The sequence below is a fragment of the Paraburkholderia lebeckiae genome (assembly GCF_050436225.1).
GTDB lineage: Bacteria > Pseudomonadota > Gammaproteobacteria > Burkholderiales > Burkholderiaceae > Paraburkholderia > Paraburkholderia tuberum.
In genome coordinates, this window is record NZ_JBNDLU010000002.1 from 3,941,360 (window position 1) to 3,962,863 (window position 21,504).

Below are 21,504 nucleotides of genomic sequence, written 5' to 3' on the forward strand. Positions count from 1 at the left end.
CGCATTCGACACGCTGTCGGGCCACGTGGCGATTTTCACTGCCCGCGCATCTTCCTCCCCTGCTCACGAATCATCTCGAGCGTCGCCGCGGGCGTGCTCGCTTCCTGCGGCATGCGAATTTCGATCACGGCCGGCAACTGCGATTCGATCGCGCGTTGCAACGCCGGCAGAAAATCCCCAGTACGTTCAACGGTTTCGCCATGCGCGCCGAACGATCGCGCGAATGCCGCGAAGTCCGGATTCGTGAGGCCGGTGCCATGCACGCGATGCGGATAGTGTCGCTCCTGATGCATGCGGATCGTCCCGAATTGGCTGTTGTTGACGACGATGAACAGTACGCGCAGGTCGTACTGCATCGCTGTCGCGAGCTCCTGCGCGGCCATCATGAAGCAGCCGTCGCCGGCGAGCGCGACCACCGCGCGCTGTGGATACAGCGACTTCGCCGCGAGCGCCGCCGGCACGCCGTAGCCCATCGCGCCGCTCGTCGGCGCGAGCTGAGAACGGAAGTGCCGATACGAGAAATGCCGATGCAGCCACGTCGCGTAATTGCCCGCGCCGTTCGTGAGGATCGCGTCGTCGGGCAAGTGGGCGCGTAACTGCTGGATCACTTCGCCCATCTGCACGTCGCCGGGAATTGGGCGCGGCTTGCGCCAATCCAGATACGCGCGATGCGCTTCCTCAGCGGCACCCGCCCAGGCGAGCCTGCCGGACGACGACGGTTTCAGTTCCGCAAGCATCGCCGCAAGCTCAGGCATGCCCGAGACGATCGGCAGATCGGCCGCATATACGCGGCCCAGTTCTTCCGTGCCCTGATGCACGTGCACGAGCGTCTGCTTGGTCTTCGGGATGTCGAGCAGCGTGTAGCCGTTGGTCGTCGCTTCGCCGAGGCGCGGACCGAGCGCGAGCAGCAAGTCCGCGTCGCGAATGCGCTGAGCGAGCGCCGGATTGATGCCGAGACCGACGTCGCCCGCGTAGTTCGGATGCTCGTTGTCGAAGGTGTCCTGGAAGCGGAACGCGAGGCCAATCGGCAACTGCCAGTTTTCGATGAAACGCCGCAGGTCCGCGCATGCGGCCTCTGTCCAGCCGCTGCCGCCGGCGATCACCATCGGCCGTTGCGCGCCTTCGAGCAACTCGCGCAGCTTCGCAATCTGCGCGGCCGACGGCGACGCCGCCACGCGGTGATAAGCGGGTGCGCCAGGTACCGCGTCGCAGGCATCGCTCAGCACGTCTTCGGGCAGCGCCAGCACGACCGGCCCGGGCCTCCCAGAGGTGGCCGTATGAAACGCATGGCTCAGATATTCGGGGATGCGCTTCGGGTCGTCGATCTGCGCGACCCACTTCGCCATCTGACCGAACATGCGCCGGTAGTCGATCTCCTGAAATGCCTCGCGGTCGAGATGTTCGCGCGCGCACTGACCGATCAGCAGAATCATCGGCGTGGAGTCCTGAAACGCAGTATGAACGCCGATCGACGCGTGCGTCGCGCCCGGCCCGCGCGTGACGAGTGCGACACCCGGGCGGCCGGTCAGCTTGCCGAGCGCTTCGGCCATGTTCGCGGCCGCGGCTTCGTGACGGCAGACGATCGTCTGGATGCGCCCGGTTTCGTCGTGCAGCGAATCGAGCACGGCGAGAAAGCTTTCGCCGGGGACGCAGAACACGCGCTCGACGCCGTGTGTGAGCAACGCCTCGACGACGAGGCGCGCGCCGGTCGTGCGTGCGGGATGGGAAGCGATGGCGGAATGGGAAGCGGAATCGGCAGCGGGAGCATTCGGCAGCGACATTGCGAAGAAGCCTCCTGGCAGTGCGTGGGTGCGTTGGGATAGAGCCGCATCGGCGGAACGTGCAACAGCGGCCGATGGGCGCTTCGACAGCTTACGCCGAGCACGTGGGCGTTGTCATGGCGCAGCGCAACTGTTCGATCGGCGTGCGCGCAACACGATTGCGCAAATGAAAACGCGAGCCGCAGGGCCCGCGCTTTTCCGATGCGATCGCACGCAATTGAATGCCGCGCTCAACGACTCAACACTCGACGATATTTACCGCGAGTCCGCCGCGCGACGTTTCCTTGTACTTGGTCTTCATGTCCGCGCCGGTTTCGCGCATCGTCTTGATCACCGAATCGAGCGACACGTAGTGGCTGCCGTCGCCGCGCAACGCCATGCGCGCGGCATTGACCGCCTTCACCGATGCCATCGCGTTGCGCTCGATGCACGGAATCTGCACCATGCCGCCGACCGGATCGCAGGTGAGACCGAGGTTGTGCTCCATGCCGATTTCCGCGGCGTTCTCGACCTGCTTCGGCGTGCCGCCCATCACGGCGGCCAGCGCGCCCGCGGCCATCGAGCATGCGACGCCGACTTCGCCCTGACAGCCCACCTCCGCACCGGAGATCGACGCATTCAGCTTGTACAGGATGCCGATCGCGGCGGCCGTCATCAGGAAGTCGATCACGCCCTGCTCGTTCGCGCCCGGCATGAAGCGCGTGTAGTAATGCAGCACCGCCGGAATGATGCCGGCCGCGCCATTGGTCGGCGCGGTGACGACGCGGCCGCCCGCCGCGTTCTCTTCGTTGACGGCGATCGCGTACAGGTTGATCCAGTCGACCATGGACAGCGGATCCTGCAACGCGCGCTCCGGGTTGCCCGTCAACGCGCGATAGAGCTGCGGCGCGCGCCGCTTCACCTGGAAAGGTCCGGGCAAGTGACCATCGGCATCGGGATTGTTGATGCCGCATCCGCGCGCGACGCATGATTGCATCACGTCCCAGATCTTCAGCAGACCCGCGCGGGTTTCTTCCTCGCTGTGCCAGACGCGCTCGTTTTCCCACATCAGCTGCGCGATGCTCTTGCCGCTCGCCGCGCACAGCGCGAGCAATTCGTTGCCAGTACGGAACGAATGCGGAAGCTGATCGACGGCGCTCAATACCTTCGTGTTCGGCGCGCCGGCCGTCACGACGAAGCCGCCGCCGACCGACAGATAGGTCGACTCGCGCAGCGTTGCCCCTTGCGCATCGAAGGCGAACAGCTTCAGGCCGTTCGGGTGCTCGGGCAGCGCCTGACGATAAAACGCGATGTGCTCTTTCTGCACGAAGGGCACCTCGTGCGTGCCGAGCAGCGCGAGTTGGCGCGACGTGCGCACTGCTTCGAGCCGTTGTGCGATCGTCTCGGGATCGACGGTGTCGGGCGCGTCGCCCATCAGGCCCAGCATGACGCCGCGATCGGTGCCGTGTCCCTTGCCGGTCGCGCCGAGCGAGCCGTACAGCTCCGCTTTCACCGATGCAGTGGAAGCGAGCAGCCCGTCGCGCTCGAGTCCCTGGACGAACATTAGCGCCGCGCGCATCGGCCCGACCGTGTGCGAGCTCGACGGACCAATGCCGATTTTGAAGAGATCGAAGACGCTGACTGCCATGTACTGCTCCCTGCCTATAGAAAGAGTTTAGCGCGCCGGCAGCGGCAAGCACACGGCGAGCCACGCGGGCGGCGTGGGTGCGAGCTGCAGGGCGACTGGCGTAAAGCGTCCGTCGAGACGGGCCGCCAGGTGAAACAGTTCCGTCGCGTTCTTCGGATCCCACTGACCCGAATAGCCGGGCAAGCCGGCCTCGCGACGTTTTGCATCGAACGCGACGTTCGAATGCACGAATTCCTCATGCGTCTGGCCGCCGGTAGCAAACGGCACGAGCCAATTCAGCGCGGCGAGCAGCGTCGCGCCGTTCGCGCCCTTCTCCTGCAGCCAGTTGCGGTTGTGGCGGCGCGCGGCGAGCGCGGCCGTCACCAGCGGTTGCAGATCGTAGGTCACGTAGTGCAGCGCATCGCGCTCGCCGAAGTCGATCGTCGAGCCGTCCGGGGCGATGTTGTCGCCGATATGCTCGACGAACAGCCGCTGCGCGGCGTTGATCATCTTGCGGTTGTCGAGCGTGAATGCCGCCATCGCGATCAGCTTGATGCGGTGGCTTTGCCAATTGTTGCGGAACGTGCCCGTGAGCGGCCGCGGCTGCGCGTCGATCTGCGCGATGTAGCCGTTCGCGAGCTTCGTCAGAAACGCCATCGCCGCGTTGCGCGTTTTGACGGGCAACGCGCTCGCGGTCATGTCGTACGCGAGGATCAGACCTTCGAAACGCGTTTCGTCGATCGGATTGAAGCTCGGCTGATAGGTCGTGACCCACGCGTACAGAAGACGGTCGACGAGCTTCAGGAAGCGGTCGTCGCTGGTCGCGCGCCACGCGAGCGCGGCGTCGCGCAGCAGGTCGAGATCCTTCTCCGCTTCGACGCTCTGATCGTAGATGCCCTCGTGCGGCAGCGTGCCCTCGGTGTGCAATTTGGCGAGCGCATGCGGCTGCTCGTTCAGATGTGCCTGCACGTTGGCGACGAGCGCCTTGACGCCGGGATCGGCATTGGTGCGCTCGCTCGTTTGCAGCGCCGGCGCCGCGCAGAAATTCATCGCGGCCTGCGCCGCGCGCAGCGGCAGCAACGCGGCCGCTGCGGCCAACAGTACCGCGTAAGCGGGCCGCCACGGACGGACGCCTGCCGCTTCGGCCCGGCTTTGCATCAATCGCACCTTTCGCGCCATGCGAAACTCCTCGTTAGGCTGATTCGGTGTGTGATGTTAGCCGGTTGCGGCTTTCAACGACAGGACCGCGGGTGGACCGCTCGCAAACGCCGACGGACCTTCACAGCGCCGCGCATGACGTCTCGCCGACTCGCGCCGCTTACTCGTAATCGGCGATCGGCACGCACGAGCAGAACAGGTTGCGATCGCCGTACACGTTGTCCGCGCGACCGACCGGCGGCCAGTACTTGTTCGCGATCAGCGTCTTCAGCGGGTAGGCGGCAGTCTCGCGCGCATACGCATGCTTCCAGTCGTCAGAAATCACGACCGCCGCCGTGTGCGGCGCGTGCTTCAGCGGATTGTCCTCGCGGTCCGCGCGGCCTTCCTCGACCGCGCGGATTTCCTCGCGGATCGCGATCATCGCCTCGATGAAGCGGTCGAGCTCTTCCTTCGACTCCGACTCGGTCGGTTCGACCATCAGCGTGCCCGGTACCGGGAAGCTCATCGTCGGCGCGTGGAAGCCATAGTCGGCGAGGCGCTTCGCGACGTCGTCGACGGTGATGCCGCTCGTGTCCTTGATCGGACGCAGATCGAGAATGCACTCGTGTGCGACGAGGCCGCCGGGGCCCGAGTACAACACCGGATAGTGCGGCGCGAGCTTGTTGGCGACGTAGTTCGCGTTGAGGATCGCGGTTTCGGTCGCGGCGGTCAGGTTCTTCGCGCCCATCATCGCGATGTACATCCACGAGATCGGCAGGATCGACGCCGAGCCGTACGGCGCGGCCGACACCGCGCCGATGCCATCGTCCGCGCGCTGGTAGCCCGACGAGGTCTGGTTCGGCAGGAACTGCGCGAGATGCGCGCCGACCGCGACCGGACCGACGCCCGGTCCTCCGCCGCCGTGCGGAATGCAGAAGGTCTTGTGCAGGTTCAGGTGCGAGACGTCGCCGCCGAACTGACCCGGCGCGCACAGGCCGACCATCGCGTTCATGTTCGCGCCGTCCACGTACACCTGGCCGCCGTGCGCATGCACGATCTCGCAGATTTCGCGGACGTTCTGTTCGAACACGCCGTGCGTCGACGGGTACGTGATCATGATCGCCGCGAGCTTATCGGCGTGCTGCGCGGCCTTCTTCTTCAGGTCTTCGATATCGACGTTGCCCTGCGCGTCGCATGCGACGACCACGACCTGCATGCCGGCCATTTGCGCCGACGCCGGGTTCGTGCCGTGCGCCGAAGCGGGAATCAGACAGACATCGCGATGCGCTTCGCCGCGCGACGCGTGATAGGCGTGGATGATCAAAAGGCCCGCGTACTCGCCCTGCGAGCCCGCGTTCGGCTGCAGCGACACGGCCGCATAGCCGGTCGCGGCGACCAGCATCTCTTCGAGCTGATCGATCATCTCGCGGTAGCCGACGGTCTGTTCGGTCGGTGCGAACGGATGGATCTGGCCGAACTCGGGCCACGTGACCGGCAGCATTTCCGACGTCGCATTCAGCTTCATCGTGCAGGAGCCGAGCGGGATCATCGAGCGATCGAGTGCGAGGTCCTTGTCCGACAGACTGCGCAGATAGCGCAGCATTTCCGTTTCCGAATGATGACGGTTGAACACGTGATGCGTCAGGTACGCGCTCGTGCGTTCGAGCGCGGCCGGCACCGACGCAGAGTTCGATGCGTTGTGCGCGGCGTCGAGCGCGTCGACTTGCGGCACGTCGCTCGCGAAGGCAGCTTGAGCGAACACCGCGAGCAGGTCGGCCAGATCGTGGCGCGTGGTGGTTTCGTCGATCGACAGGCCGACTTGCGTCGCGCTCACGTGGCGCAGGTTGATGCGCCTGGCCGTAGCCGCGTCGTGCAGCGCTTGCGTGCGGGCGCCGGTGTCGAACGTGAGCGTGTCGAAGAAAGTTTCGTTGACGAGCTTATAGCCAAGCTGCTTCGCGCCTTCGGCGAGCAGCGTGGCGATGCGATTGACGCGCAGTGCGATCGTCTTCAGGCCACGCGGGCCGTGATAGACCGCGTACATGCTCGCCATGATCGCGAGCAGCGCCTGCGCGGTGCACACGTTCGAGGTCGCCTTCTCGCGGCGGATGTGTTGCTCGCGCGTTTGCAGCGCGAGACGCAGCGCGGGGTTGCCTTGCGCGTCGACAGTTACGCCGACCAGACGTCCCGGCATTTGCCGCTTGAATTCGTCGCGCACCGCGAGGTACGCGGCATGCGGGCCGCCGAAGCCGACCGGCACGCCGAAACGCTGCGTATTGCCGACCGCGACGTCCGCGCCCCATTCGCCCGGCGGCGTAAGCAGCGTCAGCGCGAGCAGGTCGGCGGCGACGACGACATGGCCGCCCGCCGCGTGGATCGCTTCGGTCAGCGCGCGGTAGTCGCGCACGTCGCCGTTCACGCCCGGGTATTGCAGCAGCACGCCGAATGCGTTGGCGTCGGCGGCTTCAGCGGCCGGGCCGACTTTCACTTCGATGCCGACCGGCGTCGCGCGCGTCTTCACTACTTCGATGGTCTGCGGCAGCACGTCGTCGGCAACGAAGAACACGTTCGACTTCGGTTTGCCGACGCGTTGCAGCAGCGTCATCGCTTCGGCGGCGGCGGTCGCTTCGTCGAGCAGCGATGCGTTCGAGATCGCGAGGCCGGTCAGGTCGGTGACCATCTGCTGGAAGTTCAGGAGCGCTTCCAGACGGCCTTGGGAAATTTCAGGCTGGTACGGCGTGTACGCGGTGTACCACGCCGGATTTTCGAGCACGTTGCGCAGGATCACCGTCGGCGTATGGGCGTTGTAATAGCCCTGGCCGATGTAGGAGCGGAACACCTGGTTCTTGTCCGCGAGCTCGCGCAAGGCGGCGAGCGCTTCGGCTTCGCTCTTCGGTTGCGCGAAGGGGCCGAGCGGCAGCGTTTCGGTGCGGCGGATCGTCTTAGGGATGACGGCGTCGATCAATGCCGCGCGCGACGCGAAGCCGAGCGCTTCGAGCATCGCTTGCTGGTCGGCCCTATCCGGGCCGATATGCCGTTCGGCGAAGGCGTCGTGCACTTCGAGCGCGGCGAGCGAGAGAGGAGTGCGGTTCATCAGACGATCCGGGTGTTCGAGCTTCATGGGTGTTCCTGGCGGCGCGGCGCGCCGTTGTGCGAGCGCCGCGCCTGACGGTTAAAACAAAAGGCGACTCAGGCGCCGATCGACTTCGCGTACGCCTCGGCGTCGAGCAGACGGTCGAGCGACGCATCGGCGGCCGGCTTGATCTTGAACAGCCAGCTGTCGTACGGCGTGCTGTTGACGGTTTCGGGCGAGTCCGCGACGGTCGTGTTCGCCTCGATGACTTCGCCCGAGACCGGCGCGTAGATATCGGAGGCGGCCTTCACCGATTCGATCACGGCGACGGTGTCGCCCGCGGTCACGGATTTGCCGAGTTCCTGGACTTCGAAGAAGACGATGTCGCCGAGCGCTTCTTGCGCGTGATCGGTGATGCCGACCGTCAGCGTGCCGTCCGCTTCGGTGCGGACCCATTCGTGCGATTCGGTGTATTTCAGTTCGGCCGGGATGCTCATTGGATGCTCCTGAACGGTATGTTCGGTAGTGTTTGAATGTAGGGGCGTGCGCCGGCCGCTTAGACCGCCAGCACCTTGCCGTTGCGCACGAACGGCAGTTTTACCACGCTTGCGGGACAGGCTTTGTCGCGAATCTGGACGTGCACGGTGTCGCCCGGCCGCATGCCTTTCGGTACGCGCGCGAAGGCGATCGATTCCTGCATGGTCGGCGAGAACGTGCCGCTGGTGATTTCGCCGTCGCCGTGCGGCGTGACGACTTTCTGATGCGCGCGCAGCACGCCCGCGGCCTTGCCGTTTTCCTTCAGCAGCATCAGGCCGACGAACGCGGCGCGCGAGCCGTCGGCTTCGAGGCTGCTCTTGCCGACGAACTCGCGCGGCGAGGCCAGGTCGACGGTCCATGCGAGGCCGGCGTCGAGCGGCGACACATTGTCGTCCATGTCCTGGCCGTACAGGTTCATGCCGGCTTCGAGGCGCAGCGTATCGCGCGCGCCGAGACCGGCCGGGCGCACGCCGTGGGCCGCGAGCGCATTCCACAGGGCTTCGACGTGGGTAGCCGGCACGATGATCTCGAAGCCGTCTTCACCGGTATAGCCGGTGCGCGCGACGGTCAGCTCGCCGAACGGCGTGCCGTCGACGCGCGCGGCGTTGAACGGCTTCAGCGCTTCAGTCGCGGCGCGCGCGGCCGGCACGGTTTGCCAGGCCTTTTCGCGTGCGTTCGGGCCTTGCACGGCGACGATCGCCAGATCGCGGCGCGGCGTGATGGTGAGACCGAAGCCGCCCGCGTTGAGCTGGCCGAACCAGGCGATGTCTTTGTCGGCGGTGCCGGCGTTGACGACCACGCGGAAGTGGTCTTCGGCGAAGTAATAGACGATCAGATCGTCGATCACGCCGCCGTTCGGATTCAGCATGCAGGAGTAGAGCGCGCGGCCCGGCGTTTGCAGCTTCGCGACGTTGTTCGCGAGCGCGTATTCGAAGAACGCGCGGACGCGCTCGCCGGTGAAGTCGACGACGCACATGTGGGACACGTCGAACATGCCGGCGTCGGTGCGCACCGCGCGATGTTCCTCGATCTGCGAGCCGTAGTTGACGGGCATGTCCCAGCCGCCGAAGTCGACCATGCGAGCATTGAGCGCGCGGTGAGCGGCGTGGAGCGGGGTGTGTTTGAGTTCGGTCATGGGGCCTCGGGCATCTCGCGAAACAAAAAAGGTCATGCGGCGCACTGCCTCGCGGCCGTGTGCCTGCGAGCGTGCTTCTGCATGACCCCTCTGTCCTCGATACCTGAGAGATTGCGCCGCCGCGACTGGCTCAATGAGCTCGATCCGTCACGGTGAAACGCGCGCCCCTTCGGTGGGCAGCCTGCCTGCGGTGCACGACGTGCGACGCGGATGGCTACTGCCGCTCTCCAGAGTGCGAAAAAGCCGCCGGAAGACGGGTTTTTCGACGCGGTCGGTCCTTTTGCCTGAGAGTTTGCGGGTGTGCCCCTTCGGCGGCGCGGCCTGCGATTTTTCGCCTGCCAGCACGCTCTCCCGACGCGTGCGGCGAATTTACGCGACGGGCCGGGGCTTGTCAAATAAAGGCCTGGGAGCGGTGTAGGGCCGGTTGTGGCTGTTCGGGGGCGTCAAAAAGAAAAGCGCGGACCGTGGTGCCCGCGCTTTTCAGTTGCTTCTCCCGGTGCCATCCGTGACCGCACGATGAGCGGTAGTGGGGGCTCACCTGGTGGCTCGTTTGCCGATTCGGTTTGCCCACTTGCTCGCTGACTCACTCGCCGATCGCATGAGCCGCATTGTCCAGTTCCTGATTCAGCACGCGCTGTTCTTCCGCGGACAAACCGCCGCCATGCTGGGCGGCCATGTCATGCGCTTCCTGGCGAATCGTCTCGAGACGATGATGCAGCGCGGCGCCTTGCGGCGGCGGGTAATAGCCCTGATTCACGCGGTTATCGATACGGTGCGCGAGATTGTCGATGCGGCCGTCGACCTGATGCAGACGCTGGTCCGCGATCTGCTGCGGAGTCGGGCCCGGATGCGGCGCCGGCGGGGGCGTTACCACGCAGGCGGCGACGGAGCCGAGCAGCGCGCATGCAACAAGGGCACGGATGATTCGAGACATGGATTCTCCCGGAGTCGTTGTCGTGTTTGGTTGCTACCTCACTAGCAACGGCTGACGAAGAACGCCCGCTGACTCTACAGCGGGCGAATTTGTAACGTTATGTTCCTTTCCGGAACGTCAGGAAAGCCCGCGCCGACAGCCTTCGCGGCGCTAAAGGCGGTCCCGTTTTTGGTACACAGCTCGTGGTGTCGCGGTGTCGACGCGCAGCGCGGCGGGGCTCAGCGAATCCGCTCGAACGGCAGTCGCACGCCCTGCTCGGAACTGCGCGCGGCCAGGTCGATGATCGTCATCACGTCGACCGCGTCGCGCGTGCTGATCGGAAATGCGACGCGGTTCTGGATCGCGTCGGCCAACGCAATATAGAAGCCTGCGTACTCGCCGTTGCGGGTCGGCAATTCGCACTCGACTTCCTCGTCGCCTTCGAGCACGCGCAGCACGCCGGGGCTGTTGCCGGCGCCGAAGCCTGCGTCGCCGGGGCGCAGGCCCGCTTTCAGCTGATCTTCCTGGGTGTCGAGGCCGTACTTCACGTAGCTGCCGCGCGTGCCGTGGATAGCAAAGCGCGCTCCCGGCAACGCGGTCAGCGCGCTTGCGTGCAGCACGACCTCGAACTCGTCGTAGCCGAGCTGGATGTGCACGTAGTCGGGTGCACTTGCGTCGTCGCGATGGGTGCGCACCGTCGCCGATACGGTCTTCGGCGCGCCGAAGAGGGCGAGCGCCTGGTCGATCAGATGCGGACCGAGATCGAACAGCAGACCGCCGCCGCGCGTCACGTCTTCGCGCCAGCGCTGACGCACGCCCGGCCGGAAGCGGTCGAAATGCGATTCGTACTGCGTGAGGCGACCCAGTTCCACGCGCGCGAGCAGATCGCGCACGGTCAGAAAATCGCCGTCCCAGCGGCGGTTGTGAAAGGGCGCGAACAGCTTGCCGCGCGCGAGCGCGATATTGGCAAGCGTGTGGGCGTCGGCGGCGCTCAGCGTGACAGGCTTGTCGACGACCACATGCTTGCCGGCTTCGAGGGTGCGGCGCGCGAGGTCGAAGTGGGTGTCGTTGGGCGTCGCGATCACGACGCAGTCGATGTCGTCGAGCGCAAGCAGCGCGTCGAGATCGGCGACGATTTTCGCGTGCGGATAGTCGGCGTGCGCGCGCTCGGATTGCCCGGTCGCAATCGCGGCGACCCTCGCGCGTCCGCAGTGTTCGATCACCGGTGCGTGAAACGTCGCGCCGGCGAAGCCGTAGCCCATCAATCCAATTTTCAGCGTTGCGGACATGCGAGTCTTCCTGGAGGAGCGGCGCGCCGCCTTGCCACCGCGGCGGCGGCGCGCAATCTCATCATTGTGGCATTTGTGGGCTGGACTGGGGGCTGAGCATGACGGCCCGCCTTGCGCGCAGCCCGTCGGGGCGTCCGAACCATCGAGGCATCCAACGAGGGCGTCCATCGCGGTGACCATCGCAGTGTCCATGTTAACATCGCACCTCTCGCGCGCACTGCGCCGCGCAGCATGTCCCGGGCCTTCGGTCGGCGCCACCCGCCGGTCCGATCTCAGCGGCCTTCAACCGTATTCCCCATCAACAAACGATGTCCGCAGGCCTGAACCCCGCTCAAAGTGAAGCGGTCCGTTATCTCGACGGTCCCTGTCTCGTGCTCGCCGGCGCCGGCAGCGGCAAGACGCGCGTGATCACGCAGAAAATCGCGCACCTGATCGAAGCGAAGGGCTTCGAGCCACGCCACATCGCCGCCGTCACGTTCACGAACAAGGCCGCGGCGGAGATGCGCGAGCGCGTCGGCAAGCTGCTCGAAGGCAAGACGCTGACCGCACCCGGCAAGGAAGGCCGCAAGGTGCCCGTGAACCAGCTGACGGTGTGTACCTTCCACTCGCTCGGCGTGCAGATTTTGCGTCAGGAGGCGGAGCATGTCGGCCTGAAGCCGCAGTTCTCGATCATGGATTCCGACGACTGCTTCGGCATGATCCAGGAACAGGTCGGCTCGACGGACAAGGGCTTCATCCGCAAGATCCAGTCGATCATCTCGCTGTGGAAGAATGGCCTGATCATGCCCGAGCAGGCGATCGCGACCGCCTCGACCGAGGACGAGCATCAGGCGGCGATCGTCTATCGCAACTACGTGGCGACGCTGCATGCGTACCAGGCGGTCGATTTCGACGATCTGATCCGCCTGCCCGCCGAACTGTTCGCGAGCAACGAGCAGGTGCGCGACCGCTGGCAGAACAAGCTGCGCTATCTGCTGATCGACGAGTATCAGGACACCAATGCGTGCCAGTACGAACTGGTAAAGCTCCTGGCCGGCAAGCGCGCCGCGTTCACGGCGGTTGGCGACGACGACCAGGCAATCTATGGCTGGCGCGGTGCGACCCTCGAAAACCTCGGCCAGCTCGGCAAGGATTTTCCGAACCTGCATCTGATCAAGCTCGAGCAGAATTACCGCTCGACGGTGCGGATCCTGACCGCCGCGAACAACGTGATCGCGAACAACCCGAAGCTGTTCGAGAAGAAGCTGTGGTCCGAGCACGGCATGGGCGACACGATCACGGTGACGGGCTGCAACGACGAGGAGCACGAGGCGGAGTCCGTCGTGTTTCGGCTGTCCGCGCACAAGTTCGAGCGGCGCGCGAATTTCCGCGACTACGCGATCCTCTATCGCGGCAACTTCCAGGCGCGCATCTTCGAACAGGTGCTGCGCCGCGAACGGATTCCGTACGTGCTGTCGGGCGGCCAGTCGTTCTTCGATAAGGCCGAGATCAAGGACATCTGCGCGTACCTGCGTCTGATCGCCAACGCGAACGACGATCCCGCGTTCATCCGCGCGATCACGACACCGCGTCGCGGCATCGGCAATACGACGCTGGAGGCGCTCGGCGCGTTCGCGGGTCAGGCGAAGGTGTCGCTGTTCGAGGCGGTCTACATGGGCGGCATCGAGGCGCGTCTGTCGCCGCGTCAGATCGAGCCGATGCGCGTGTTCTGCGACTTCATGCAGCGCCTGACCGACCGCGCGGAGAAGGACGCGGCGGGCACGCTGCTCAATGAGCTGATGGAGGCGATCCACTACGAAGCGTATCTGTACGACGCGTTCGACGAACGCCAAGCGCAGGCGAAGTGGCAGAACGTGCTGGAGTTCATCGAGTGGCTCAAGCGCAAAGGCACGAAGGAAGAGCCGGAGCACGGCAGCGGCAGCGAAGCGACCGGCTACGACACCGCCGACGGCTTCGGCGACACCGGCAAGAACCTGCTCGGGCTGATCCAGACGGTCGCGCTGATGTCGATGCTCGAAGGCCGCGAGGAAGATCCGGATGCGGTGCGGCTGTCGACCGTGCATGCGTCGAAGGGGCTCGAGTATCCGCACGTGTTCCTGGTCGGCGTCGAGGAAGGCATCATGCCGCATCGCGGCGGCGCGGACGACGAGCCGATCGACGACGCGCGCATCGAGGAGGAACGCCGGCTGATGTACGTCGCGATCACGCGCGCTCAGCGCAGCCTGCATCTGAACTGGTGCAAGAAGCGCAAGCGGGCGCGGGAGACGGTCGTCTGCGAGGCGTCGCGCTTCATCAACGAAATGCTGCTCGACGATGCGCCGCCGCCGACACCGGAAGAAGCGCCGATGTCGCCGAAGGACCGGCTCGCGAGCCTGAAGGCGTTGTTGCAGAAATCGTGAGCGGGCGGGACTGCAAGTGCCCGCCAGTTGCGGTTGCTTGCGATTGCACATAAAAAATCCCTGCATCGCGTTAGCGCATGCAGGGATTTTTCATTTCAGCGACGGACGATGCCGCGTGCTTTACTTCACCGCGCTGACCATATAGTCGACCGCGGCCTTCACGTCCGCATCCGATGCGTTCGAGCCGCCCTTCGGCGGCATCGCGCCCTTGCCGTGCAGCGCGTAGTTATAGACGGTGTCCATCGGGTCCTTCAGGCGTGGCGCCCATGCTTCCTTGTCGCCGAACTTCGGCGCGTTCAGCACGCCGGCCGCGTGACAGGCCTGGCATACCGACTGATACAGCGCCTTGCCGGCCTGCGAGGCGTCCGCGCTTTGCGCGCCAGCTGCTGCCGGGGCGGGAGTCTGCGGCACGCTGGCCATTGCGGCCATCGCCGCGGCGGCCTGGGCCGCGCCCGCATCCGATGCACCTGCTGCACCGGACGCCGCTGTCGCGCCGGATGCCGCGGCCGCGCCCGCCGCCGGCTGGGCCGGCTCGGGGAAGCTCGCGCCCGAATTGTTCGCCATATAGACGACCGCGCGCGCGATCTCGAAGTCACTGTAGTCGTCGGGGCTCGTGCCGCCGCGCGGCGGCATGGCGCCCTTGCCGGACAGCGCGGTGTGCCACAGCGTGTCGAAGCCCTGCGCGATGCGCGGCGCCCAGTCGGCGGTGTTGGTGAATTTCGGCGCGCCTGCGGCACCCGACGCGTGACACGCCGAGCAGACCGCCTTGTAGACTTCCTCGCCGCTCTTGTAGACGCGCGGTGCGTTGGCGTCGCGGATCTCGACTTGGGCGATCGGATGGATGCGGGAGGTGACTTCGGCTTCCGAGAGAGAGTCGGTGCCGGCGCCGGTGCGCGTCGAATTATCGACGTAGACGGCGAGCAGAACGATGATGACGATCGGCACAGCGAACCCGGCGATGACCGCGGCGATGAGCTGTGCTGGGGTTTTGATCGGGGCTCCGTGTGGTGCTTCGCTCATGCTTGTCTCGTCTCCGTGGGTGTGTGAGCGGTACAGCGCGACGGCAACTTCTTGTTCTTTATCAGCCACGGACGATTATAGACGCAAGCTTTCGGCGGCGGCGAGGTGCCCAGGACGGTGTTCAGCAGGCGTTTACCCGGATCGGCACGGACGATGGCAGGGATGGGGGAAGACGCTGGGATGGGCGTCGGAGGCCGTCCTGTGGACGGTTCGGCCGAAACCGGGTATCCTTGCGGTCTCTCGCGTTGGCGTCGCGTCCGTTCCGGTTGGCGCGCTGTCGCGTAGATTCCCCGCAGTTTTGTGGTGAAGCGCCCGTAGCTCAATGGATAGAGTACTGCCCTCCGAAGGCAGGGGTTGCTGGTTCGATCCCAGCCGGGCGCGCCATATCTGACCAGCCTTCCAGCAATTTTCTTTTCCTCCATATTGGCCCTATACGGAAACCATACGGAAATCCGCCCCACGAAATCTTGGCCGATCCGTCCAGCCACGCCCCGTTTCTCTCACCAGTAGCACCGGTAGGCGATCATGGGTCGTCTGGACTTTGCGGCCGGCTCAGGTTTACGATTGTTCGACTGATGTATTGGGTGTTCGCACATAGACTTGGGGGAGGATGGATGCGCGCCGTCACTGTTGTTGATCTGCCTGATGGCGATCTGGTTAGCCGCCGGGATTTGGCCCTCGCGATTGCTGAAGCTTTTGTACCCGCATCCGAGCGGAACATATCGGAATCATCGAATTTATGAGCGCGCCGTCCGAAAATCGGAACCGTGCGCGTCGTCAAGCGCCACAATCGCTATTGCCAAAGCTGACGACGGATACGCTACCGCCGCGCGCATACTTCACTGTCGAACAGGCAGCTTCTATCGCAAAATGCACTGCTGCCGACCTACTGCATTTCGGCGGGCTTGCAAAGATTCGCTTATCTGTCGCGGTTCCTCCTGGGACCACGGTTTATAGCGTCATTTGTAGCCGAGCAAGCACGATTCGCAAGGTAACTGAAGAAGATCGAAAGAATGGTGGTGAAACAGGCAGCCTGAAGCAGCGCGACGTGGAACTACTATGCGTTGCCCCGGAAGATTGCCGAAAAATTGAGCTGACCGGCGAGTGTTGGCAGTCGTATTTCCTGTCCGGTTGGGAATTCAAACAACTCGTGCCACTCAATGTTGGGCCAGGAGAGTGGGATGATCGTACGCTGCCCATCGGTTCATTTGCTCGTCGTTTCGTGGTGCACGACGCCGCTGGCATGGCACCGATAAGGGTCCTGTCTGCACACGTCTTTGTGATGGCGATGGACTTGGAGAACTTTCTCCAGGGTAAGGAGATTGTTCCGTCAGACGAGGGGACTAACCTGCGCGCCGGGCGTCCGTGGGAAACCGAGTTGTTGAACCATCTGATTCAAGCATCGGAGCAGTTTTTTAAGACCATGGATCTTGGCCAAAAGGACACGTACGCACCCAAGAGGGACGTGTGTAAATGGCTTATGGGTAAGGGTTTCACGGAAACATTGGCGCGGCATGCTGATTCCATCATTAGGCCAGCGGAAGCAAAGCGGCGTGGGGGACGGCCTGACGGCGGTGGTCGCGCAAGAAATGGGTAATTCGCCGCAACCCTTGCCTGGCAAGGAGTTGAAAGGGGTATCACCTATTTCTGAAATAGCGATTTCGTTTTTTTCCTAGCAGTCCTGCTCGATTATCCCGCCATGTTCAACGACACCCGAGGAGGTGTGACATGGCGGAGCAACTCAAGGCTGCATTCAAAATCCTGCGTCTGAAGCAGGTAGTCGATCGTACCGGTCTTTCGCGCGCGACCCTTTACGCGCTAATGGCTACAGATCCGACGTTTCCGACCAAGATCCGGCTAACCGCACGCACGATCGGTTTTCTCGAAAGCGAGGTCGACGCATTTATCGAGGCTCGCGCTGCCGCCCGTCACGTTGCGAAGGAGGCGGCATGAAAGCTTCCATCGAGCACAATGCGCCGTCTGATGACAAAAAGATCAAACGAAAGAGCCTGAGCATCGACGAGATCAACGCCCTTAATCGCCATATCGCCGAAACCTGGACTCCGGAGATGGACGAGGAGATTGAACGGATGACCCGCCAAGAGGACCCGCGCAAGCGTCGTCTCGGCACGGCGGCGTAAGGGGGCACAATGATCCAAGAAAATCACCAACAGGGCTTCGCCGGATTCGCGGAGGCGTTCGGCGATCTCTTTGGCGACATCCTCGCCAAGAAGGACGTCGCAGCCGAACAGAAAAAGCACGAATCCAAGCGTGAACCTCAGCCCATCCAGGTCGAGACGCGGACGCGTCTCACCGGTGAGCGCGTGCGGGAAATTGTCAGCGACCAGGTCGAGGAACTCGCGGATTTCGTCGAATCGCTTCTTCTTGACCAGCGTGAAATCCTCGAGCGCCAGCATGCTGCCCAGCTTGATCAGTTGAGCAAGATCGTCGCGCTTGTTGGCCAGATGCACGGGCCTGAGCATCGCAGCGACGGCCTCGCAGATCGCCGCATCTGTGTGGGGAGTCTGCGCGAAAAAGTTCTCGACATCGGCCATGCCGCTGCCAATGGTGTCGCAGTCGAAGAGTTGATCAAGCAGTTCCTCCTGCAACTCGACGAAGTATCCTTGTGCCCGTGCATGACGATGGGCACGGGCGGCTTCGGCGCGGCAGCGTAAGGGGGAAGAAATGGCGAAACTTAATTCTTCCGAAGGCTCGAAGGTTGACATCGCGGCGCTGAAGAAGGCGATTAGCGCTCTCGAATCGCCCAAGACCAAGCGCGCGCGCGAGCGTGTCGCACTGTTCGCGGAGCTTTACGAGGTCATCCGCGACCAGATCAACGAGGACGTATCGAAAAGCAGGATCATCAAGACGCTTGCTAACCAGGGTATGTCGGTCAGCAATGCCGTGTTCGACAATCTGCTCGCAGACGAAGCGAAGCGCCGCGGCGATCCGATGCCGGGCAAGGATAAGGAGGCTGGTGAGGGCGTCCCGGAGCCGGTCGAAATCCATCCGCACGCGCCGCAGGCTGGTGCGAAGGAAGAGGTGACTGCATGATGACTCCCCCTGCCTATCCAATGGGCGGGGGCTTTATGCCCTCGCCAAATTTTGGTCCGTTGTCGCAGCCGATGGGCCACCTGCCGGCAGGTTATCTCGCGCCTTCATTGCAGCAGGCCGTCAGTGCTCTGACTCCAGGTCTGTACCGTGCAGCAAGCGAATGCCGTGTCATTCGCGGGTCAAGCTATGGCGCTGTCCTTGCCAATGTGCTCGGCAAGGTATCTTTCGCGGTTTCCAGCAACTTCCGCATCCGCGGCCACAACGGCAGGTCGATGCCGCTCAGCCTGCATATCCGGTTCGCCGGAGCGCGGCTGAGCGGCAAGACGGAAGCACACGACCGGTTTAATGCGCCCATTATCGAAGCGATGAAGGGCTGGAGGAAACGTTGGCTGTTCGACAACGTATTGCCTCCGACTCTGTTGCGCAAGATTCGGGCGGGTTCGGTTCTGATCATGTTGAGCATGTCGGAAGGGCGCGATCACCTTGACGGCCCGCTCAGCCGCTCGTTTCAGGATTTGAGCGATCTGTATGACAGCACTCTGCCGCCGTTCGATCGTGCGGATGACGACGATGAGGATCTTGTCGAGCACGCGCCGGACAGTGCGATTTTCGTCACGTGCGTGAACGTGCAGGACGACAAAAATCGGGAATGGCTCAACAAGCACGGGCAGAGTGCGATTGGGTCTGGTTACGTGTTTCGCTTGCTGATGATGGAAAGCGACGAGCTTGCCATTGAGGGGGCTGGCGAGCAGCAACCGGAGTTTGCGCTGCGCGACTACGACCATCGTATCGTCGAACTGGTCGCGAGTGGCCTGATGAAGCTTAAGAGCATGCCGGTCAACAAGCTTCCGGAACTCAAGGTCGAGCCTGCCGCTGAGCATGTCCTGAGGCAAGCTCAGGAGCGATTCAAGTTCATGGCGAGCGTGAGCGCAATGCTGCCAGAGCGTGACACGACCGTGTTTGCCGTGCGTCTGGTGGCTAACGCGCGTCGGATTGCAGGTTGCATGCACGTGTTCGAGGGCTATGACGGGCCGGTGTCGGTCGACACGGTGACGCGTGCCGTGACGATTGCGGAGTTTTTTGGTGAGCGCTGGCTTGCGACGGTATTTCCTCCCAAGCCGGTGCCGCCCCACGTGCTGCGTGGGCAGCGCTTGCTCAACTACCTGTACGCTAGGGCACTCCAGGCCGGACTGCATGCGCCGAGCTGCCGGAAAGCGGATATTGAAGCGCTGGCTCCAAACTTCGGGTGGGCCAAGGCCGAAATGGTCGAGGCGATTACCTGGATCTGCGAGCAGGGCTTCGCCCAGGTTGTGCCGCGCATCGAAAACGGGCGTCGCGTCATCAAATTCGAACTGCTCCCGAATTCACCGGGATTCATGCCTAGCCATCAGGGCTATCCGCCGCGGCTCATCTGATCACTCCCGTATCCCCGCTCGCTGCAAGCGAGCGCGGCTTCTTCACGTCGTGCAACGCTTCCGCGTTGCACCCATCGAACACCACCACGTTGCCATGAAAACGCCGAAAACACTTGCCATGATCGAGACTCAGACCCTGGATGAACTTGGCCATCACTTTGAGCGCAACCTTAACTTTCACGTCGACTCGGAGGGTCGCCAGTTCTGGAAGATTGACGGTCCGGAGATCGCGTCGTTAGCGAAGCTCGACCGCCTGGTTCGGCTGGTGCTGGAAACCGACCTCGTACCGTTTCGTATCAGAGTCACCATGCGCTGGGAGTCCGTCACTGTGCCGGACGTGTTCGGTCGGAATCACCGCGTTCGGCAACCGCGCTACGTCAAGGTTGCGGCGCCGAATTCGTTCAGCAACGCTACGGAAGGACTGGCCAACTTTTTCAGCTCGAGGGAGCTTCGCGGCGGCTTAACGGTACTGCAGCAATCGAACCCGGCCGCTAATCAACTGCTGCATGCGCCGCACATTCGACTGTTCATGGATGTGTTCTTCAGACACCGGATCAGTGAGTGTTTGGGGGGCGCCATGGACACGTTGGTCGATGCCGAAGGTCATACTCGAGCGGAGATATACAACGATTTCTCGGCCAATTTTCATCGGGCCATGCGGGACAGCGAATCTCTGCGGCAGGAGTGGCACAACTGGAATCTCGGCAGCCACGAGAACGCCGCCAACCTGTCCCGACACCTCGATCGACTATTCGAGAAGCACGGCAGCTTGACCGTGCTGCACCTGCGTCTCTTTCATGCAAAGGAGCGCACCAATCTGATCACGTCCCCGGTTGAGGCGCAGATCCAAGACCTGCAGATGTTGCGGGCATGCCGCACGAGATTCCTTGACCGTCTGCGGCGAAAGCCGGCGCTCTTTACCGATGAGCCCGGTTACGTTTGGGCCATCCTGCCGTCGCTGGAGGGCGGGTATGACCTACACTTTACCTTGCTGTTCAGCACAGTCGCCTTGCGCCGGGTGCTCGCAGACAAAACAGTGGAAGCCGGGCAGCTTGGTGTGGTCCTTCAGGATCACGCTGATCAGGTCGGCGCCTACTGGGTGCAGATGGCAACGGGCGGTCAGGGAAGCTACTTGCGCGGCGACGCGAACGCCGTCCTGTACGGTCCGGATTGGGTGCACGGCGAGGTTCGTGCCGATGACGTTGAGCGGCGTGGCAAGCTCATGAAATCGCTTGGCTACCTGGCTATGCGACGCGCATTGGTGCGCCTGAAAAACGAGCCGCCTGGGCAGTATTTCGGCCTGCCCGAGCGCAAGGTTCGCCGCTCACGCCGGCGGTCGAGAACAGCGCACTGATGCCCTGGATCGGTGCGAACACAGATGCGGCATCTCCGAAAATCTGTATCCAAGATGCCTAACCTACTGATTTTATTGGGGCGCTGATTTCATGAACTTTGAAGCCCAACGACCCCCTCTCCCCGTCCGCTAGGCTGCTGACTGACGCGTTGCCCGGTACTTGCGTTTGTATGAATTCCGGTCGAAATTCCGCACAAATATTCGCAGGGAAATTCATGGCGTGAAGACGTGCGCGCGGCAGCACTTGTACGCGAAATTCTGCTGAAGAATTTCTGCGAATTTTACGCAGAAATCTTCGCGGCGATCGGTGTGTATCGCCTCGATATGAGCCTCAGTTTGCGGAACTGGCGTGATCGTCAGTGTGGGGGAACGGTCGCACTTGTTTTTGCGTCTAGCAGGCGGAGCCTGCCGCTTTTTGTTCGCGTTTGTCACAGCGTCTTCATGCGTTTGGCCGGAGCGTATCTCGGCATCATCGGACAAAATTTACTGCGTGCAGATGTATACATATGAGGAGCGGCACAAAAGCGTGAATTCCTCGATAGGTTCCCGATCGAATCGATGATTTTTCTTGCGAATCCGTCTGTGCAGACTTTTTCTTCCTCTATATATGGAATACGAAGTATCTAAAAGAAGAGAAGGGATGGTAAATCACAGAGACATCGAGATCATGAACATGACGTAGAGGATGCTCAACATCCTCGAAGGCATGTACTCAGGTTCGGTCGAGAAACCAAAAAAGAAGGTCCCAGGTATCCGCTGAGATGACCGACCACGGTCAGATCAGACAGCGTACC

Annotated in this window: 18 protein-coding genes, 1 tRNA gene and 2 riboswitches; of the genes, 10 read left to right on the plus strand and 9 right to left on the minus strand. The window is 63.2% G+C overall.

Features of this window, described 5'->3' with window-relative positions; translation table 11 throughout:
* Nucleotides 1-35: 35 nt before the first annotated feature.
* The 8 genes from OKW45_RS32710 to OKW45_RS32745 all read right to left on the minus strand — a co-directional run bounded on the left by OKW45_RS32710 (nucleotide 36) and on the right by OKW45_RS32745 (nucleotide 11,468).
* Nucleotides 36-1,781: a thiamine pyrophosphate-binding protein gene (locus OKW45_RS32710; protein ID WP_429473019.1), complete on the minus strand. Its 1,746-nt coding sequence runs from the start codon at nucleotides 1,779-1,781 to the stop codon at nucleotides 36-38.
* Nucleotides 1,782-2,019: 238 nt separating this feature from the next.
* Nucleotides 2,020-3,408, minus strand: a complete 1,389-nt coding sequence (locus OKW45_RS32715) for an L-serine ammonia-lyase (RefSeq protein WP_090802417.1) — start codon at nucleotides 3,406-3,408, stop codon at nucleotides 2,020-2,022.
* A gap of 27 nt (nucleotides 3,409-3,435) precedes the next feature.
* Nucleotides 3,436-4,566 carry an alginate lyase family protein gene (locus OKW45_RS32720; RefSeq protein ID WP_018418839.1) on the minus strand — a complete coding sequence of 377 codons (1,131 nt, stop codon included), beginning with the start codon at nucleotides 4,564-4,566 and terminating at the stop codon, nucleotides 3,436-3,438.
* 139 nt (nucleotides 4,567-4,705) lie between these two features.
* On the minus strand, nucleotides 4,706-7,642 hold the full coding sequence (gene gcvP, locus OKW45_RS32725) for an aminomethyl-transferring glycine dehydrogenase (RefSeq protein WP_429473020.1): 2,937 nt from the start codon (nucleotides 7,640-7,642) through the stop codon (nucleotides 4,706-4,708).
* Between the two features lie 68 nt (nucleotides 7,643-7,710).
* Nucleotides 7,711-8,091: a glycine cleavage system protein GcvH gene (gene gcvH, locus OKW45_RS32730; protein WP_184003117.1), complete on the minus strand. Its 381-nt coding sequence runs from the start codon at nucleotides 8,089-8,091 to the stop codon at nucleotides 7,711-7,713.
* Between the two features lie 59 nt (nucleotides 8,092-8,150).
* On the minus strand, nucleotides 8,151-9,266 hold the full coding sequence (gcvT, locus tag OKW45_RS32735) for a glycine cleavage system aminomethyltransferase GcvT (protein ID WP_429473021.1): 1,116 nt from the start codon (nucleotides 9,264-9,266) through the stop codon (nucleotides 8,151-8,153).
* An 80-nt stretch (nucleotides 9,267-9,346) separates the two neighbouring features.
* A riboswitch (glycine riboswitch) is annotated at nucleotides 9,347-9,507 on the minus strand.
* Nucleotides 9,508-9,528: 21 nt separating this feature from the next.
* Nucleotides 9,529-9,630, minus strand: a riboswitch (glycine riboswitch).
* Between the two features lie 219 nt (nucleotides 9,631-9,849).
* Nucleotides 9,850-10,200 (minus strand): hypothetical protein, encoded by a 351-nt coding sequence (locus tag OKW45_RS32740; RefSeq protein WP_018418835.1) that lies wholly within the window; start codon nucleotides 10,198-10,200, stop codon nucleotides 9,850-9,852.
* A gap of 218 nt (nucleotides 10,201-10,418) precedes the next feature.
* Nucleotides 10,419-11,468, minus strand: coding sequence for an oxidoreductase (locus tag OKW45_RS32745; RefSeq protein WP_018418834.1), 1,050 nt, complete (start codon nucleotides 11,466-11,468; stop codon nucleotides 10,419-10,421).
* 308 nt (nucleotides 11,469-11,776) lie between these two features.
* Between OKW45_RS32745 and OKW45_RS32750 the strand changes: the two genes are divergently transcribed.
* A complete protein-coding gene (locus OKW45_RS32750; protein ID WP_429473022.1) occupies nucleotides 11,777-13,867 on the plus strand; it encodes a UvrD-helicase domain-containing protein in 2,091 nt (696 codons plus the stop codon).
* 120 nt (nucleotides 13,868-13,987) lie between these two features.
* Here OKW45_RS32750 and OKW45_RS32755 read toward each other — a convergent pair whose 3' ends face one another.
* Nucleotides 13,988-14,887 carry a c-type cytochrome gene (locus OKW45_RS32755; protein WP_018418832.1) on the minus strand — a complete coding sequence of 300 codons (900 nt, stop codon included), beginning with the start codon at nucleotides 14,885-14,887 and terminating at the stop codon, nucleotides 13,988-13,990.
* A gap of 308 nt (nucleotides 14,888-15,195) precedes the next feature.
* On the opposite strand from OKW45_RS32755, the gene OKW45_RS32760 reads away from it, so the two are divergent.
* The 9 genes from OKW45_RS32760 to OKW45_RS32800 all read left to right on the plus strand — a co-directional run bounded on the left by OKW45_RS32760 (nucleotide 15,196) and on the right by OKW45_RS32800 (nucleotide 21,220).
* Nucleotides 15,196-15,271 (plus strand) — tRNA-Arg (locus OKW45_RS32760).
* 355 nt (nucleotides 15,272-15,626) lie between these two features.
* The gene (locus OKW45_RS32765) at nucleotides 15,627-16,484 is read left to right on the plus strand and encodes a hypothetical protein (RefSeq protein ID WP_429473023.1); all 858 of its coding nucleotides are present in this window, start codon (nucleotides 15,627-15,629) and stop codon (nucleotides 16,482-16,484) included.
* 131 nt (nucleotides 16,485-16,615) lie between these two features.
* Entirely contained in the window at nucleotides 16,616-16,840 is a 225-nt protein-coding gene (locus OKW45_RS32770) for a helix-turn-helix transcriptional regulator (RefSeq protein WP_429473024.1), read from the plus strand.
* Complete coding sequence (locus tag OKW45_RS32775) at nucleotides 16,837-17,028, plus strand: hypothetical protein (protein WP_429473025.1); 192 nt, start codon at nucleotides 16,837-16,839, stop codon at nucleotides 17,026-17,028. Before OKW45_RS32770 ends, OKW45_RS32775 begins: the two co-directional genes overlap by 4 nt.
* A 9-nt stretch (nucleotides 17,029-17,037) precedes the next feature.
* On the plus strand, nucleotides 17,038-17,562 hold the full coding sequence (locus OKW45_RS32780; protein WP_429473026.1) for a hypothetical protein: 525 nt from the start codon (nucleotides 17,038-17,040) through the stop codon (nucleotides 17,560-17,562).
* A 10-nt stretch (nucleotides 17,563-17,572) separates the two neighbouring features.
* The gene (locus OKW45_RS32785; protein WP_429473027.1) at nucleotides 17,573-17,941 is read left to right on the plus strand and encodes a hypothetical protein; all 369 of its coding nucleotides are present in this window, start codon (nucleotides 17,573-17,575) and stop codon (nucleotides 17,939-17,941) included.
* Nucleotides 17,938-19,356, plus strand: a complete 1,419-nt coding sequence (locus tag OKW45_RS32790) for a DUF3987 domain-containing protein (protein ID WP_429473028.1) — start codon at nucleotides 17,938-17,940, stop codon at nucleotides 19,354-19,356. Before OKW45_RS32785 ends, OKW45_RS32790 begins: the two co-directional genes overlap by 4 nt.
* 94 nt (nucleotides 19,357-19,450) lie before the next feature.
* A complete protein-coding gene (locus OKW45_RS32795; RefSeq protein WP_429473029.1) occupies nucleotides 19,451-20,710 on the plus strand; it encodes a hypothetical protein in 1,260 nt (419 codons plus the stop codon).
* Between the two features lie 228 nt (nucleotides 20,711-20,938).
* Nucleotides 20,939-21,220, plus strand: a complete 282-nt coding sequence (locus tag OKW45_RS32800; protein WP_429473030.1) for a hypothetical protein — start codon at nucleotides 20,939-20,941, stop codon at nucleotides 21,218-21,220.
* Nucleotides 21,221-21,504 lie beyond the last annotated feature (284 nt).

Bases quoted from the DNA above. Each gene is read 5' to 3' on its own strand.
- OKW45_RS32710 (WP_429473019.1), bottom strand. From the start codon at position 1,781: ATGTCGCTGCCGAATGCTCCCGCTGCCGATTCCGCTTCCCATTCCGCC.
- OKW45_RS32715 (WP_090802417.1), bottom strand. From the start codon at position 3,408: ATGGCAGTCAGCGTCTTCGATCTCTTCAAAATCGGCATTGGTCCGTCG.
- OKW45_RS32720 (WP_018418839.1), bottom strand. From the start codon at position 4,566: ATGGCGCGAAAGGTGCGATTGATGCAAAGCCGGGCCGAAGCGGCAGGC.
- gcvP (WP_429473020.1), bottom strand. From the start codon at position 7,642: ATGAAGCTCGAACACCCGGATCGTCTGATGAACCGCACTCCTCTCTCG.
- gcvH (WP_184003117.1), bottom strand. From the start codon at position 8,091: ATGAGCATCCCGGCCGAACTGAAATACACCGAATCGCACGAATGGGTC.
- gcvT (WP_429473021.1), bottom strand. From the start codon at position 9,266: ATGACCGAACTCAAACACACCCCGCTCCACGCCGCTCACCGCGCGCTC.
- OKW45_RS32740 (WP_018418835.1), bottom strand. From the start codon at position 10,200: ATGTCTCGAATCATCCGTGCCCTTGTTGCATGCGCGCTGCTCGGCTCC.
- OKW45_RS32745 (WP_018418834.1), bottom strand. From the start codon at position 11,468: ATGTCCGCAACGCTGAAAATTGGATTGATGGGCTACGGCTTCGCCGGC.
- OKW45_RS32750 (WP_429473022.1), top strand. From the start codon at position 11,777: ATGTCCGCAGGCCTGAACCCCGCTCAAAGTGAAGCGGTCCGTTATCTC.
- OKW45_RS32755 (WP_018418832.1), bottom strand. From the start codon at position 14,887: ATGAGCGAAGCACCACACGGAGCCCCGATCAAAACCCCAGCACAGCTC.
- OKW45_RS32765 (WP_429473023.1), top strand. From the start codon at position 15,627: ATGAGCGCGCCGTCCGAAAATCGGAACCGTGCGCGTCGTCAAGCGCCA.
- OKW45_RS32770 (WP_429473024.1), top strand. From the start codon at position 16,616: ATGGCGGAGCAACTCAAGGCTGCATTCAAAATCCTGCGTCTGAAGCAG.
- OKW45_RS32775 (WP_429473025.1), top strand. From the start codon at position 16,837: ATGAAAGCTTCCATCGAGCACAATGCGCCGTCTGATGACAAAAAGATC.
- OKW45_RS32780 (WP_429473026.1), top strand. From the start codon at position 17,038: ATGATCCAAGAAAATCACCAACAGGGCTTCGCCGGATTCGCGGAGGCG.
- OKW45_RS32785 (WP_429473027.1), top strand. From the start codon at position 17,573: ATGGCGAAACTTAATTCTTCCGAAGGCTCGAAGGTTGACATCGCGGCG.
- OKW45_RS32790 (WP_429473028.1), top strand. From the start codon at position 17,938: ATGATGACTCCCCCTGCCTATCCAATGGGCGGGGGCTTTATGCCCTCG.
- OKW45_RS32795 (WP_429473029.1), top strand. From the start codon at position 19,451: ATGAAAACGCCGAAAACACTTGCCATGATCGAGACTCAGACCCTGGAT.